Source organism: Ferrovibrio sp. (assembly GCF_964218355.1).
GTDB lineage: Bacteria > Pseudomonadota > Alphaproteobacteria > Ferrovibrionales > Ferrovibrionaceae > Ferrovibrio.
The window spans coordinates 297,056-312,548 of sequence record NZ_CAXPMC010000021.1 but is presented as its reverse complement, the minus strand read 5'-3'; the positions used below and the strand labels follow the sequence as shown (position 1 = coordinate 312,548).

General features: G+C 66.6%; 13 protein-coding genes and 1 tRNA gene. 9 read left to right on the top strand and 5 right to left on the bottom strand.

Annotation, left to right across the window (positions count from 1 at the left end; all coding sequences use genetic code 11):
• Positions 1-10: 10 nt before the first annotated feature.
• Complete coding sequence (locus ACEQZY_RS16825) at positions 11-1,327, top strand: class I SAM-dependent RNA methyltransferase (protein WP_370155946.1); 1,317 nt, start codon at positions 11-13, stop codon at positions 1,325-1,327.
• A gap of 65 nt (positions 1,328-1,392) precedes the next feature.
• Positions 1,393-1,466, top strand: a tRNA-Gln gene (locus tag ACEQZY_RS16820).
• A 41-nt stretch (positions 1,467-1,507) separates the two neighbouring features.
• On the opposite strand, the gene ACEQZY_RS16815 is transcribed toward ACEQZY_RS16820, so the two are convergent.
• Genes ACEQZY_RS16815 through ACEQZY_RS16795 form a run of 5 tightly spaced genes read right to left on the bottom strand, consistent with a single transcriptional unit; the run spans position 1,508 to position 6,806 of the window.
• Positions 1,508-1,807, bottom strand: a complete 300-nt coding sequence (locus tag ACEQZY_RS16815) for a DUF2218 domain-containing protein (RefSeq protein ID WP_341704379.1) — start codon at positions 1,805-1,807, stop codon at positions 1,508-1,510.
• Positions 1,804-2,613: an ABC transporter ATP-binding protein gene (locus tag ACEQZY_RS16810; protein ID WP_341704378.1), complete on the bottom strand. Its 810-nt coding sequence runs from the start codon at positions 2,611-2,613 to the stop codon at positions 1,804-1,806. The genes ACEQZY_RS16815 and ACEQZY_RS16810 overlap by 4 nt, the downstream gene beginning before the upstream one ends.
• Positions 2,610-3,665: a FecCD family ABC transporter permease gene (locus ACEQZY_RS16805; protein WP_370155942.1), complete on the bottom strand. Its 1,056-nt coding sequence runs from the start codon at positions 3,663-3,665 to the stop codon at positions 2,610-2,612. The genes ACEQZY_RS16810 and ACEQZY_RS16805 overlap by 4 nt, the downstream gene beginning before the upstream one ends.
• Positions 3,662-4,777: an ABC transporter substrate-binding protein gene (locus tag ACEQZY_RS16800; protein ID WP_341704376.1), complete on the bottom strand. Its 1,116-nt coding sequence runs from the start codon at positions 4,775-4,777 to the stop codon at positions 3,662-3,664. The genes ACEQZY_RS16805 and ACEQZY_RS16800 overlap by 4 nt, the downstream gene beginning before the upstream one ends.
• Positions 4,778-4,814: 37 nt before the next feature.
• On the bottom strand, positions 4,815-6,806 hold the full coding sequence (locus ACEQZY_RS16795; RefSeq protein WP_370155940.1) for a TonB-dependent receptor domain-containing protein: 1,992 nt from the start codon (positions 6,804-6,806) through the stop codon (positions 4,815-4,817).
• Between the two features lie 265 nt (positions 6,807-7,071).
• Here ACEQZY_RS16795 and ACEQZY_RS16790 point away from each other — a divergent pair, with 265 nt between their 5' ends.
• From ACEQZY_RS16790 to ACEQZY_RS16760, 7 genes are all read left to right on the top strand, one after another.
• Positions 7,072-8,118: an AraC family transcriptional regulator gene (locus ACEQZY_RS16790; RefSeq protein ID WP_341704374.1), complete on the top strand. Its 1,047-nt coding sequence runs from the start codon at positions 7,072-7,074 to the stop codon at positions 8,116-8,118.
• A 119-nt stretch (positions 8,119-8,237) separates the two neighbouring features.
• Positions 8,238-8,729: a sigma-70 family RNA polymerase sigma factor gene (locus ACEQZY_RS16785; RefSeq protein WP_341704373.1), complete on the top strand. Its 492-nt coding sequence runs from the start codon at positions 8,238-8,240 to the stop codon at positions 8,727-8,729.
• Positions 8,730-8,891: 162 nt separating this feature from the next.
• Positions 8,892-9,887, top strand: coding sequence for a FecR domain-containing protein (locus ACEQZY_RS16780; protein WP_370155937.1), 996 nt, complete (start codon positions 8,892-8,894; stop codon positions 9,885-9,887).
• 138 nt (positions 9,888-10,025) lie between these two features.
• Positions 10,026-12,386, top strand: coding sequence for a TonB-dependent hemoglobin/transferrin/lactoferrin family receptor (locus ACEQZY_RS16775; RefSeq protein ID WP_370155935.1), 2,361 nt, complete (start codon positions 10,026-10,028; stop codon positions 12,384-12,386).
• 94 nt (positions 12,387-12,480) lie between these two features.
• Positions 12,481-13,545, top strand: a complete 1,065-nt coding sequence (locus ACEQZY_RS16770; RefSeq protein WP_341704370.1) for a ChuX/HutX family heme-like substrate-binding protein — start codon at positions 12,481-12,483, stop codon at positions 13,543-13,545.
• A complete protein-coding gene (locus ACEQZY_RS16765; RefSeq protein ID WP_341704369.1) occupies positions 13,542-14,438 on the top strand; it encodes an ABC transporter substrate-binding protein in 897 nt (298 codons plus the stop codon). Before ACEQZY_RS16770 ends, ACEQZY_RS16765 begins: the two co-directional genes overlap by 4 nt.
• Entirely contained in the window at positions 14,435-15,487 is a 1,053-nt protein-coding gene (locus ACEQZY_RS16760; protein WP_370155933.1) for a FecCD family ABC transporter permease, read from the top strand. Before ACEQZY_RS16765 ends, ACEQZY_RS16760 begins: the two co-directional genes overlap by 4 nt.
• Positions 15,488-15,493: the final 6 nt, after the last annotated feature.

Below are 15,493 nucleotides of genomic sequence, written 5' to 3'. Positions count from 1 at the left end.
GGGGTCCGGCATGCGTGATGTCGAAGGCGTGATCGCACGGATGGGGGGGCATGGCCATGGCGTGCTCGATCATGACGGCGAGCGGTTCTATGTGCCCTTCACCGTGCCTGGCGACCGCATCGCCGCCCGGGTCGGCGAGGCGCGCGGCGACGGTTTCGCGGCGCAGCTCGTGGTGCTGGAGGAAGCCGGGCCCGACCGGGTCGAGCCGCCCTGTCCGCATTTCCAGGCCTGCGGCGGCTGTGCCCTGCAGCACTGGGCCGATGCGCCCTACCGTGCCTGGAAACGCGATGCCCTGGTGGCCGCGCTGCAGCGGCGCGGGTTCGCGGCGCCGCCGGTGGCCGATCTGGTGACGGTGCCGGATCACAGCCGGCGCCGGGCCGAATTCATCGCCCGCCGCGTCAAGGCCGGCGTGCTGATGGGGTTTCACGAGGCGGCCAGCCGCAAGATCGTCGATCTCGAGGCCTGCAACGTGCTGCGGCCGGCTTTGCTGGCCCTGCTGCCGGCTTTGCGCGGCATGCTGCTCGATGTGCTGGGCGACGGCTGGGCCGTGGACGTGAAGGTGACCGAGACGGAAACCGGGCCCGATGTGCTGATTACCGGCAAGCTGAAGATGCGGGTGCAGGAGCGGATCGCCCTCAGCCGTGCCGCCAAGGCGGCCGGCCTCGGCCGGCTCAGCTGGCGCTTCGATCCGCGCAGCGACCCCGAGATGCTGTTTCAGGGACCGCAGGCGCCGCTGGTGCGGTTCGGCGGGACGGCGGTGACCCTGGCGCCGGGCGGGTTCCTGCAGGCCACGGCGGAAGCCGAGGCCGCGATGGCGGATCTTGCCCTCGATGCCCTGCAGGATGCGAAGCGGGTGGCCGACCTGTTTTCGGGCTGCGGCGCCTTTGCACTCAGGCTGGCGGTCGCCGGCAAGACGGTGCTGGCCGCCGATGCCGACCGGCCGGCAATTGCCGCCCTGCAGGCGGCGGCAAAGGCCGCGCCCGGCCTGGCCGGCCGGGTGACCGCCGAGATGCGCGATCTCGAGCGGCAGCCGCTGACCCGCGCCGAATTCAGGAAGCTCGATGCGATCCTGCTCGATCCGCCGCGGGCAGGGGCGAAAGCCCAGGTGCAGCAGCTGGCAGAGGCGGCCGCGGCCGGGCCGGGCGGCGTGGCGGCCGGCGCTGCGGCGGTGCCGCCGCTGGTGGTGATGGCGGCCTGCGATGCCAATTCCTTCGCCCGCGATGCCCGGGTGCTGGCCGATGCCGGCTGGCGGCTTGAACGGGTGACCCCGATCGACCAGTTCAGGTGGTCGCCGCACCTGGAAATGCTCGGCATTTTCAGGCGTTAGGGGAAATCCGGGATAGGGGTTGCAAAGCCCGGACGGGCGCGTTACAACCCGGCCCCGATCCCTGCTGGGGGATCGTCTAACGGTAGGACCCCAGACTCTGACTCTGGTTGTCTAGGTTCGAATCCTAGTCCCCCAGCCATCGCTTCCAATTTTCTCTCGTATCCATCCTGCCCGCCCGGCTCAGGAGCTGCGCGGCGTTTCCGATTGCCAGTCGGGGCTGAGCTTCTCGCGCCAGCCGAAGCGCTGCAGATGGTCTGTCACCACGAATTTCACCCGCTCGAGATCCTCGGCACTGGGGGCCTCGCAATACAGGTCCAGCGCGGCATCTCCGGCTGTCATGTCGCAGATGCCCCAGGGGAAATCCGCATGGCCGCGTTCCGTGTCGTAGGTCACGGCGATCTTGTGGGCGAAATGCTTGCAGAGCTGGACCAGATAACGGCTGGCCAGTGGGGTCTGCACGACGGCACGCACGGCAATCATGAGGGGCTCCGTAGGTTGTCGAGGCTGGCTGCCATCGCCCGGTCGGCGATGACCACGGGAAAGCCGAGGGAACAGGTTTCGATCCGCCCGTCGACACCGAAGGCGCGACGCAGGATCGCGGGGCTGAGCGCCGTGCGGCCCGGTCCGGCCGCCAGCACCTGACCGCCGCCCAGCACCACCACCTGGTCGCAGAAGCGCAGGGCGAGGTTGATGTCGTGCAAGGCGATCAGGGCAATGCTGCCGGCCGCCGCTGCAATGTCGCGGACCTGCTGCAGCACCGTCAGCTGCCAGCGCAGGTCCAGCGCGCTGGTCGGCTCGTCCAGCAGCATGAGGCGGGGCTTCCGCACGATCGCCTGGGCCAGGCCGACCATCTGCCGCTGGCCACCCGACAGTTCGTCCAGCCGCCGCATTGCCAGCGGCGTGAGGCCGAGGGTGTCGAATACCCAGGCGACCTCGTATTCGGCGGCGGCTTTCGGCAGGTCGTCGCGGATGGCGCGCAGGGCGCTGAGCACGGCCTCGTAGGCGACCAGCGAACTGCCCTGCGGCAGGGCCTGCGGCAGATAACCGACCATCTGTGCGCGCTGCCGGTGCGGCATGGCGAACAGTTCGGCATCGTCCAGCCGTGCCGATCCACTGGCCGACAGTAATCCGCCCAGTGCCTTCAGCAGGGTTGACTTGCCGGCCCCGTTGGCGCCGATCAGGGCCGCCAGACTGCCCGGCGCCAGGGCCGGCAGGTCGATGTCGCCCAGCACGCGGCGGCGCCGGTAGCCGGCAGCAAGGCCGCGAACAAGCAGGCCGCTGCTCATATGCCTCTCCGGCGCGACAGGATCAGTGCCATGAACAGCGGGATTCCGACCAGGGCGGTGACGATGCCGACCGGCAGGACCAGACCGGGCACCAGGGCCTTGCTGACGGTGGAGGCCAGCGACATCACCAGCGCGCCGGCGAGTGCGGCGCCGGGCAGGAAAAAGCGGTGATCCTCGCCCAGTGCCAGGCGGGCGATGTGCGGCCCGACCAGCCCGATGAAGCCGATCGTGCCGACGAAGGAGACGGCGGCGGCGGACAGGATGCCGACCCGCAGCAGCACCAGCATGCGCAGGCGCCCGGTACGGATGCCGAAGCTGCGGGCATGCTCCTCGCCGCCGCGCAGGGCCGTCATTGCCCAGACACCACGCAGCGACAGCGGCAGGCAGACCGCCACCGCCACTGCCACGATGGCGACCTTTTCCAGCGTCGCGCGGCCGAGGCTGCCCATGGTCCAGAACACGATCTGCTGCAGTGCATCGGCACTGGCGACATATTGCACCAGCCACAGCAATGCATTCATGGTGAACACCATGGCGATACCGAACAGAACGATGGTGTCGGCGCCGGTGCCGTGCAGTCGCGACAGGGCCTGGATCAGCAGGATCGCACCCATGGCCAGCAGGAAAGCGAACAGCGGCACCACGTAGTTGACCGGCAGCCAGGACAGCACCGGCACGAAGACGATCGCCAGCGCCGCGCCCAGCGTGGCGGCATTGGTGATGCCGAGCGTGAAGGGACTGGCAAGCTGGTTGTTCAGCACCGTCTGCATTTCCGCGCCGGCGAGTGCCAGCGCCGCGCCGACGGCCAGCGCCAGCAGGGCCTGGGGCAGGCGGATTGACCACAGGATCACCGCCGCGGCCCGGTCTTCCTCTCCCGGCTGCATCAGGGCGGCGAGCAGGTTCCCCAGCGACAGACCGGAGGGACCTGTCGCGAGGTCGAGGGCGAAGGCCGCCAGCACGGCCGCGGCCAGCGCCAGCAGGAGCAGGGTCCGGCGGATGACGAAGCGGGAATACTGTGCCGACAGCGAGGGGCGATCGCCGGTCAGGGTCATCGGGCCGTGGTCCAGTAGGTTCCTTCGAGCGGTACCGGCTGGAAGCGGCGGACCAGGTCGCGATGCGTTGCGGCCGGGTCGAGGCCGGCAAAGAGATCGGGATGGAACCAGGTCGCCATCGCCTGCAGGGCCACGACGTTGAAGGGCGAATGGAAGAAATGATGCCAGAGAGCATAGGCCCGGCCCTGCCGCACGGCCTGCAGGTCGGCGATGCCGGTGCGCTGCAGGCTGTGCCGCAGGCTGGCCTGCGCCATCGCGGCAGGCACGCCGGGGCCCATGGCGATGCGTTGCGGCAGTTTTTCCGCCGTCCAGGTGCTGCCGATGGCGGTGCCCAGGTAGATGTCAGGCTGATTGGCCAGCAGGTATTCCAGGCTGACGGTGCCGATCTGGCCCGGGATCAGGTCGGCCGCCATGTTGCGTCCGCCCGCCTGTTCGACCAGGCGCCCGATCACTCCGTTGCCGACGCTGGCGCAGCAGGCTTCCTGCAGGCCGACGCGGTTCTCGAGGAAGACCCGCGGCCGGCGTGTCACGCCGGCGAGCGGCGCCGTCACCCGCCGCAACTCGGTTTCGTAGGCGGCGGCAAAGGCGGTCGCCTCGGCCTGTCGCCCCATCAGCGCGCCGAGCAGTGCGATGCTGCGGGTGGTATGGGCAACGGGATCGAGGAAGAAATCGATGAAGGCGACGCGGATCCCTGCCGCCTCCAGCGCAGCAATGGTTTCGGTCTGCTGCGGACCGGGGCCATGGCCGGCAAGACCGAAAACCGCCAGATCGGGCTTCAGGGCAATGGCACTCTCGATGCTGAAACTGTCCGGCGCCGCTTTGCCCACCAGGGGAATGCCGGTCAGCGCCGGGAACTGCGCGGTCCATTGCGCGTAGCCGCCGGGATCGAGCAGCGGGAATTCCCCCATCATTCCGGCAATCCGCCGCAGCGGGGCATCGCGGTCGAGGATCGCGATAGCAGCAAGGTAGCGGCCCTCGCCAAGCAGGATCCGCTCCGCCGGCCGGTCCAGCCGCACCGTGCGGCCGGCAAGGTCCGTCACCTCGGCGGCATTGCCGGCCTGCGGAAGCAGGCCGGCAAGCAGCAGGCAGAAAACCGACAGCAATCTACGCATGACGAACCCTCCGTCTGCCGGTTTGCGACCGGTAGTGTCAGAACTTTACCGTGGTCGAGAGGTAGAAGGAACGGCCCTGCTCCAGCACGGGAGTTACACTGCCGGTCTGATGATAGCTCGACCGTGCGAGATAGGCGGCGTCGAGCAGGTTGTTGGCCTCAAGACGCAGACTCCAGTGCGGCATGCTGGCCAGCGGCTGCCACTCCGTGAACAGGTTGAACACCGCATAGCCGTTGACCGCATCGAAGCTGTTGGCGGCGAGGGCGCTGTCGTCGATCCGGCTCGCCATCTCACTGGAGCCGCCCAGCGTCAGGCGGTAATCCTCGAAGGTGTAATGGCCGCGCAGGGTCAGCAGGTTGCCGACCGGTACCGCGCTGCTGTAGTCGCTGGGCAGCGCGATGCGGTCGCCGTAACGCACGTCGGTATAGGTGTATTTGGCGCCCAGATAGGCATTCTGCCACTGGTATCCGGCGGCGAGATCGAAGCCCTTCGATACCAGATCGTCACCATTGATGCGGATGCGCGAGGTGTAGTTGAAGGCCGTCGGGTTCTTGATCTCGGTGCGGAAAACCGTGCCTTCCAGGGCCAGCCCGCCATCGCTGTAGCGCAGGCCGGCCTTCATGTTGTGGGCGTGGCTGGGCTTCAGGTTCGGATCATAGGTGTAGTTGCCGGCATGGAACTGTGCCACTTCGGCCATCTCGATGCCGCCGAAATTGTAGCTGTAGCCGCCGAAGCCGGTGATGCGGCCGGTCAGGTCATACTCCGTCGACAGGTTGGGGCTGACGCCGGCATTGTCGAAGGTCTGGTTGTCGACCGCCTCGTAATGCTGACTGTCGCCGCGCAGACCGGTGGAGACGCGCCAGTCATCCTGGAGGGATACCCGGGCCTGGGCATAGGCACCGATATTGCGGATGCTTTCGCTGATATTGGGTGAGAAGTGGAAGCGTTCGACATCGGCATCGTCACGGTTGTAGTCGATGCCGACCGTCAGGCTGCCACCGGGAATGACAAAAGCATTCTGCAGCTTGCCGCCCCAGGAATTGACCTGCGAGTTGAAGGCGCCATGGGCCGTGGTGCGGTTGTTGTCGTTCGGCCGTTCCAGGGCGTTGTGGTTGTAGTAGATGTCGACTTTCGGATCGACATGATCGGTCGGCTCCGCCGTCTCGTAGCTCAGCACCGTGGTCATGCGGGTGGCCCGGTTGCTGTTGAGCAGGCTGCCGGTAGGGTTGCCGGTCACCAGGCCCATATTCGGGCGCAGGCGGCGGGTCCTGTCATCCTCGACATATTCGGTGGAAAGCCGCAGGTGGTGCCCGCTCAGCGCCTCGAAGCCGAGTTTTGCCAGGCCGCTGGTCAGGCCGGTGCCGGTGCCCGGCTCGTCGGTGCCCCTGCCATTCTCGTAGTTGCTGCCCCGGGCCAGGGTGGCGATGCCCAGCAGATCGAAGCCGTCCTGTGCGGTATAGCCGGCGCCGGTGGTGCGGAAGGTTTCGGAGTTGGTGTCATATCCCAGGATCGCCGTGCCGCCGGTGGTCTGGCCGGGCAGCAGCATGTCGCGGGCGTCCCTGGTCCTGAACCGGATGCTGCCGCCCAGCGCGCCGGGTCCGGAATCCGCGGCCGACACGCCGGATTCGACTTCGACGGTCTTCAGGAACAGCGGGACGATGCTGGTATTGCCGTTATGGTGCCAGATATTGTTGCGCTGGGGCGCGCCGTCGACGGTGACATTCAGCTTGTTCTGGTCGATGCCGTGCAGATAGATTTTCTGCGCGGCCGTGCTGCCGCCGGGAACCGTGATCGCCGGTTCGTCGCGGAAAACTTCTTTCAGCGACATCGGTTGCTCGCGGTCGATCTGCTCCTGATCGAGAACATCCTTCTTTTCAAGGTCGAGCGGCTTCTGGCCTTCGACCTTCACGGGGGTGAGCGTGGTCGCGGTCTGCTGTCCCCAGGCTGCGCCCGTGGCGAGCAGGGCAATGACGGAAACACCCAGCAGCGCCACCTTCGACGCGGTCTGGCCATGAACCCGGTGCGACATTCTTCTATCCCCTTGAATATCTGGACGTTGGACTTGGTCTGATTGCCGGGCCACGGCCCCACTGGACGGCTTCTTTCTCTTATGATAGAGAAAATGAGAAGCATTCGCATGTAGGAGCCGGATAGCGTCCGGATGTCGGCTTTTACATACATGCCTGCGGCGGCGCATGCTTTTGCGTCATGGTCTAGTTCGTTTGCGGAACATCCAGATTGCCGGACCGGCGGCAAGTCCGGGGATCGCAGCCGGGGATCACAGGGGCGAGAGGATGGACACAGGCAGCGGCAGCCGTTGCCGGGCAGAGCCCGGTGCCGGAGGGGTGTCTTTCGGCACCATATTGTCCGCCAATGCGGCCACCGGCCGGGGCATTCGCACTGCAGCGTCATCGGTTGCCAGCGACGATATCGTGCTGGACGGCGATTTCCGCCTGCTGCGTCTGAAATCCGGTCTGGTCCTGCATGCCACGGATGCCGTCGACAGGCGGAATCTGATCACCGAGGTCGAGCATGAGGCCGGCCTGACGGTCGGCATTTTCCTCTGCGGCCGGGCCGACATCTCTGTCGGCCGGCAGGATCTGAAGCTGGGTACGGGCTGGCGCAACCGGCCGGAGACAGGGGGCGAGGCTTTCCTGTTGTCCTATGCCGAGCCGGACTGTTTCGTGCGCCGCGGCATACCCGGGAACCGGGTCCGCAAGGTCTGTGTCAACATACCGCCGGACTGGATGGAGCAGGGAGCGGAGGCGGATGGTTTCGATGCGGCGGCGCTGCACCGCCTGATGCAGGCGCATACTGGCCATCTGGTCTGGCAACCTTCGGCGCGCCACCGCCAGCTGGCGGAGCAGATTCTGGCATCGGCGCCATACAATGCCCTGCTCCGGCGGCTGCATACGGAAAGTCACGCAATCGAGATTGTTGCCGAGGCCCTCGGCCTGGTGGCTGCCCGGGAGGTATCCGGCGGCATTCGCCAGCCGTCGGGTCGCGACCGGCTGCGCATTGCCGAGGCCTGCGATTTCATCGAGGGCCGGGGCGAGGACCTGCCCAGCCTGCATGATGTCGCCGGCCATGTCGGCGTGAGCGTGAGTGCGCTGCAGCGCATATGCCGCGCTGTCCACGGCACATCGATCTTCGAGCAGGTGCGGGCGCGGCGGCTGGAACGGGCCCGCGGATTGCTGGAACGGGACGGAGTCAGCGTGACTGAGGCCGCCTATATTGCCGGCTATGCCAGTGCCGCCAATTTCGCGACCGCCTTCAAGCGGCGGTTCGGGGTCAGCCCCCGCGACGTCCGGCCGCGCGTTGCCGGGTATACGGGTCGCTAGATTCTTGGGTTTTCAGATCAACGGAAGTGCGCTCGGCGCGTCGTGGCGGCATCGGGTGTGGCGCCATGAAGATGACAGCCGGGCGGAGCGGGGCGGGTTTGCAGCAGGATAACGGCAGATTGCGGGTCTTCCTGGCGCACCGGGCGGCGCTGGTCGACTATGCGGCGCCGCTGGTCGGCGGCCGTGCCCAGGCCGAGGACCTCGTCCAGGAAGCGTATATCCGCTTCGTCGAGCAGAAGGCCGATGCCGATATCCTGCAGCAGCCGGCCTCGTACCTCTACCGGATCGTCCGCAACCTGGCGATGGACGGCCTGCGCCGGCTGGCAGCCGAATCCCGGCGTGACCGCGCCCGTGCCGTCATTGCCGTGCCCGAAGCCGCTGCGCCGTCGCCGGAGGATGAACTGATCCATCGCGACGAGTTGCTCCATGTCCGGGCCGCGCTGGCGGAACTGGCACCGGATATTCGCCGCGCCTTCGAACTGCACCGGCTGGAGGGCATGACCTTCCAGCAGATCGGCGCCATTCTCGGTGTGTCGCATGCCACTGCCCACCGCATGGCCCGCGAGGCGATGACCCATGTGATGCGCCGGCTGCACCGGCGGACGACGTAATGCTGGATTTCGCGTCCGCTGGGGCAGTACAAAAAAAGCTGAGATGGATGTCTGCCGCCTCCGTCTCAGTCTTGAGTGCGCACATGCTTGCAGTTCTGCAAGATATCCGAGACCCGCAGCCTGTGCCCCGTATCCGTGACCAGCACCCGTGACCAGCCGCCCATGACCAGCCGCCCGCCGCCCGCCGCTCCAGCCGATCATGGCCTTGCCCAGGCCATGGATGCAGCTGCCGACTGGTATTTCCGTCTGCAGGAAAGCCCGCGCGACCCTGAGCTGCGCGATGCACTGCAGGACTGGCTGGAAACCGATCCCCTGCATCCGCATGCCTGGGCACTGGCGCAGAAGGCCTGGGCGCTGACCGGAGAGGCCGTGCAGATGACCGCAGCGCCGGATTTCATGCGGCCAACCGGGATGCAGCAGCGCGGCGGCCGGAACCGGATCCGCCAGGGCTTCTTTGCTGTGGCGGCATGCCTGGCGCTGGCGGCAATGCTGCTTCCACTGCTGCCGGACTGGGGTGCCGATTATGCCGCCGGTCGGCATGAGCAGCGCGGGATAGCACTGACGGATGGATCGGCGGTCATGCTGGGCGCCGGCAGCGCCATCGATGCGGCGTTCGATAATGGTCGCCGTGGCGTGTCATTGCTGCGGGGCGAGGCTTTCTTCGAGGTGCGGCCGGATGCCGCCCGCCCCTTTGTGGTGGAAGCCGGCGCGCTGACGGTGACGGTAACCGGCACGGCCTTCGACGTTGCCGTCAGCGACCGAAGCTACCGTGTTGCGGTCGCCAGCGGTTCGGTTCGGGTGGCCCTGCGCGAACCGGGCGGCATGACGGAGATCGGGCTGGCGCCGGGACAGCGCGTGACCGTCGATCGTGCCAGCGGCACCATGGCGCGGGACAGTGTCGATCCGGCGGAAGTCGCACTCTGGCGCAGCGGCCGGCTCGTGGTGCGCGACATGGCCTTCGCCGATGTGGTGGACGCGCTGCGCCGCCAGTATCGCGGCTTTATCCTGGTCCCCAGCGATGCCCTGGCCGAGCGCCGGGTGACCGGCGTCTACGACATGGGCGATCCCGCCCGCGCCCTGCGCATGCTGGCCGGCACCTATGGTGCCACGGTCACGCAATACACACCGTTTCTGCTCGTTCTGTCGCCGGCCTCCTGAAAAAAACAAAAACCGTGAGATGACCGCCGCCGGCCTACGTCTTGGACATGACTGCAAGTGATATTCACTCGCATATTGGACAGGATCAGGGGACGGGCAATGGGTTCAGCTTTGAATCGGGCGGAAATCGCGGATGTCGTGGGATTTGACAAGGATTTCCAGCGGCTTGGGCGGTATCTGCTGCTGACGACGGTGCTGGCTTTCGTCGCGGTGCCGGCCTTGGCGCAGGCTCAGGTTCAGCCGGACCGGGGCAATGTGGTTGCCCAGGCGGGTGCCGTCGTCGCTTTCGATATCCCGGCCCAGCCCCTGACCGGTGCGCTGACGGCCTTCGGGGTGCAGGCGGGCTATCAGGTGTCGGTTGACCAGGCGAGCCTGGCCGGTCTGCGCAGCCCCGGCGTGTCCGGACGGCTGACCTCCCGCGACGCACTGGCGCGCCTGCTGGCAGGGACCGGAGCCACCTTTCGTTTCACCGATACCCGCAGCGTTGTGATCGAAAAGCCGGTGACGACCGGGACGGCACCAGCGGGACAGAAAAATGAAGCGGGGCCGGTGATCCTGGCGCCGGTGACGGTGACGGCCACCAAGACCGCGCATGCGGTCGACGACGTACCGGCCAATGTCAGCGTGCTTGATCGGGAATATATCGAAAGCCGCAGCCCGTCGAAGGTGGAGGATCTGCTCCGCGGCCTGCCCGGGGTCGATATGGAAGGCGGTCCGCGTCGCGCCGGCCAGGATGTCAATATTCGTGGTTTCGGCGGCCAGCAGGTGGTGGTCACCCTGGACGGGGCGCGGCAGAACTTTGATGCCGGTCACAAGGGCCGCTTCTTCGTCGACCCGGATCTTCTGCGCAGCGTGGAAGTGCTGCGCGGCAGCAATTCGGCGCTGCACGGCTCGGGCGCCATCGGCGGCGTCATTGCCATGGAAACGAAGGGTGCCTCCGACTTCCTGCAACCCGGACAGACCGCCGGCTTCCGCACCAAGCTCGGCTACAGTTCGGTAGCGCGCGAACCGCAATACAGCGTCGGCGGCTTCGCCCGCCTGGATGACCGGATCGACCTGTTCGCCAACTTCACCTACCGCGACAGCGGCACGATGAAGCAGGGTGGCGGGCGTGAACTCGACTACTCTGCCGAGGACATAGCCAACGGACTGTTCAAGGCGACAATACGGCCCGACGAGAACCAGAAACTGAGCCTCAGTTTCATCCAGTTCAACGGCAGCGGCACCCAGCCAACCAACTCGGACACCGCGCCGAACGCCACCAGCAATCCGGTGGTCGAGCGCGATACCAAGATGACTACGCTGGCCGGTAACTACACTTATGAAAATCCAGACATGCCGCTGTTCAGCCCGACGGTGAAGGTATACCGCAACGAACTAAGCGTTCGCGAGAACCGGATTATCCCGGCTACCTTGCGGGTCGACGAATCATTCCTCGTCACCAACGGTTTCGACGTCTACAACACCGCCCGCTTCGGTACCGGCGATGTCGATCATGCAGTAACGGCCGGCATCGACTTCTTCAACGACAGCCAGAAGGGCGCGCGGACCACAGCCACGGGTACCGCCGAGCGATCGACCTTCCCCGAAGCCGAAGGGCAGGTGGTCGGCTACTATCTGCAGGACGAGCTGTCGCTTCTGCCTGGCCTGACGCTGACCCCGGCCCTGCGTTACGATACCTACAATCGCGATTCGAGCACGATCTCCGATTTCGAGGAAAGTGCGCTGTCGCCCAAGCTGGCGGCGAACTGGCGGGCGCTGCCCTGGCTCGGCCTGTATGCCTCCTACGGCAAGGCCTTCCGTGCCCCGTCGATGACCGAGGCATTCGTTGCCGGCACGCATTTCTTCGGCAACAACTTTATTTCAAACCCCGGTCTCCGGCCGGAAAAGGCGAAGACCGCGGAAGGCGGCGTGCGGCTGAAATTCGACGATATCGCGACTGCCGGCGACCAGCTGCGCTTCAATACCACCTATTTCCATACCGAGGCGAAGGACCTGATCGAGCTGATCGTCACCTCGACCACCTCGAAATACACCAATACGGCCGACGCCACGATCAAGGGCTTCGAGACCGAGCTGCAATACGATATGCGCCAGGCCTTCTTCGGGCTCGGTGCATCCCGTATTCGCGGCGACAACAACGTCACCGGCAACCCTCTCGATTCGATCCCGGCCGACAAGGTGACTGCGACCATCGGCGGCAAGCTGGAGGATTACGGCCTGCGCTTCGGCTGGCGCAGCGAATTCGTCGCCGATCAGAACCGGGTCAGCGGCACCGACACCACCGGCGGCGTCGAGGGAGCCGTGCTGGCGACCAGCGGCTATGTCGTACACGGCGTCTTCATGTCGTGGCTGCCGGTACAGGACTGGCTGGCCGGATTCCGGGTCGATGCCGGGGTCGAGAATATCTTCGATACGACCTATCGCCGGCACATGACCAGCCTCTACGAGGAGGGTCGCGATTACCGCATCGCCGTCAGCTACACGAAAGGATTCTGAAGTATGTCCCGGCCGGCCCCGCGCCGGCCGGACAATGCCTGCCCCGGACTGAAGCCCCAACCGAACGACACCGATCATCTGAGAGACCTGCACCATGACCAGCCCCATATCTGCCCCAGCGGCGGAGACGCTCTCCGGCCGCTGGTCCGCCCTTCTGGCGGCCGAACCCAAACTGCGGATTCGCGACGCCGCACAGCGCCTTGGCGTGTCCGAGGCGGAACTGGTCGCCACGCGGCTCGGCCGCGGCGTGATCCGCCTGCGCGGTCCGTGGCCGGACATCATTCGCGATGCCGGCCGTCTTGGTCCGGTAATGGCGCTGACGCGGAACGACATGGTCGTGCATGAGCGGCACGGAACCTATGGCGAGTTGTCGCTGGACGGGCATGTCGGACTGATCGTCGGCGAAGACATCGATCTGCGGATTTTCTTCGGACCCTGGGCGCATGGTTTCGCCGTGACCGAAGATACCGGCGCAGGTTCGCGTCGCAGCCTGCAATTCTTCGCGGCAGATGGCACCGCCGTGCACAAGATCTATGCCACCGACCGGACCGACATGGTGGCCTTCGATGCACTTTGCCAGGCCTATGCCAGTGATGACCGGACGGGCGGAATCCAGGTGAAACCGGCGGGCACCCGCAACGCGCCGCGGCCGGACAGCGAGATTGATGCCGCCGGCCTCCGCGCCGCGTGGTCGACCCTGCAGGATACCCACGACTTCTTCCCGATGCTGCGGAAATTCGGCGTGGTGCGTGAACAGGCCTTCCGCCTCGCCGGCCGGGATTTCGCGGTACCGGTCGGCAGCGATACCACCCGGCGTATGCTGGAATCGGCGGCGGCGAGCGAACTGCCCATCATGGTCTTTGTCGGCAACCCGGGCATGATTCAGATCCATACCGGCCCGGTGAAGAAGCTGGTTGCCACGGGCCCGTGGTTCAACGTGCTGGACCCCATGTTCAACCTGCATCTGCGGGAAGATGCGATCGCGTCGACTTGGCTGGTCCGCAAGCCGAGTGAAGCGGGCATCGTCACCTCGCTGGAAGTATTCGACCGCACCGGCGATCTGACCGTCTCCTTCTTCGGCAAGCGCAAGCCCGGAATCCCCGAACTGGCGGAATGGCGGCAACTGGCCGAATCCTTCGCCGGGGACGTCGCGCGATGATCAATCGCCGCGCATTGCTGGCGGCGCTGGCGACAGGCCTGCTGCCGCAGACGGTCCGGGCGGCAGCCGGATCGGGTCGCATTGTCGTCGCTGGCGGGGCGCTGACCGAGATCGTTGTTGCGCTGGGCGCCGCGTCCCGTATTGCCGGCGTGGATACCACCAGCCTGTATCCGCATGCGATCGTCGATCGTCTCCCCCGGATCGGCTATCTGCGCACGCTGAGCGCCGAAGGAATCCTCTCGCTGGACCCCGCGCTGCTGCTGGCCAGCGACCAGGCCGGCCCGCCGGGTCTGGTTGGCCAGCTGCGGCGTGCCGGCCTGCGCGTGGTGCTGGTACCCGAGATCCACGAGGCCGGGGCCATCGCCGGCAAGGTTGCGGCGGTGGCGGATGCCATTGGCGAGACCGGTGCCGGCGGCGCGATGACGCTGGCAATAACGGCCGATCTTGCGGCGCTGTCTGCTGCCGTTGCGCAACTGCCGCGCCGGCCGCGCGTCCTGTTCGTGATGAGTGCATCGAATGGCCGCATCATGGCAGCTGGCCGTGAAACAGCGGCCGATCTGATGCTGGAGCTTGCCGGCGGTACCAATGTCGCCAATGCCTATTCCGGCTACAAGCCAGTGACAGCTGAGGCGGCCATGGCGGCCGATCCGGAGATCATCATCCTGCCCAGGCATTCCGTCGACGCGCTGGGAGGAATGGCCGGCGTTGCAGCGTTGCCGGCCCTGGCACCCACGGCCGCGGTGAGCAACGGCCGTGTCCACACCATGGACACGCTCTACCTTCTGGGTCTTGGCCCGCGTATCGCCCATGCCGGGCGCGATCTTGCCGTCCTGCTGCATCCCGGTGCGGTGTTGCCCGGGCTGCCAGAGCGTCGATGGACGGCCGGGGAATGAACAGCTATGGCCTCGCCGTGACCTCCCGCTGGCGTCCGCCGGGCTTCGCCCTGCAGATCGGTGGCGGCCTTGGCCTGTTGGCATTGCTGGCTCTGGCCGCTCTGGCAATCGGCGCGGTACCGCTCAGCGTCGGTGAAGTGTTGTCGGTCCTGACCGGGCAGGCGGCAGAGCCGCGGCACGAGGCCATCGTCCTGCATCTGCGCCTGCCGCGGCTGCTGATGGCGGCGCTGGTCGGCGCGGCATTGGCTATGTCCGGTGCGATTATGCAGGGCCTGTTCCGCAATCCGCTGGCGGATCCGTTCCTGATCGGGGTCTCGGCCGGATCGTCGTTTGCCGCGGCGCTCGTCATCGTGTTCGGCGGCCTGCTGGTCTCGGCGGCCTTCATGCCGGTGCTGCTGCCGGTCGGTGCTTTTGCCGGGGGACTGCTCGTGATCCTGCTGGTCTATCGGCTGGCGCTGGTCGACGGGCAGACGGTGGTGCCGATGCTGCTGCTGGCCGGCATTGCCTTCAATGCCATTGCCATGTCGGGCACGGGCTTTATGGTTTTTGTCGCCGACGACAACCAGTTGCGGGATATCTCGTTCTGGACGCTCGGCAGCGTCGGCGGCGCCCAATGGGGCAATGTCCTGCCGCTGATCCCTTTCGTGGCGACGCCGCTACTGGCGATGCGGTGGTTCGCCGGTGCCCTGGATGCTCTCAATCTCGGCGAATGCGAGGCGCAGCATCTGGGCTACCGGGTCGAGCATGTGAAGCGCCTGGCCTGTCTGTGCACGGCACTGGCGGTGGGCGGCGCAGTTTCGGTCAGCGGCACCATCGGCTTTGTCGGTCTGCTGGTGCCGCATCTGGTTCGTCTGCTGACCGGGCCGCAGCATCACAGGGTGCTGCCCCTGTCGGCAATTGCCGGCGCCTGCCTGCTGATCGCAGCCGATCTGGGCGCCCGCACGGTCGTGGCGCCGGCGGAACTGCCGATCGGCCTGATCACCAGCTTGATCGGGGCGCCGTTTTTCATCAGCCTGCTGCTGCGCCACCGGCGCGGCTTCGTCGGCTGAGGTCGC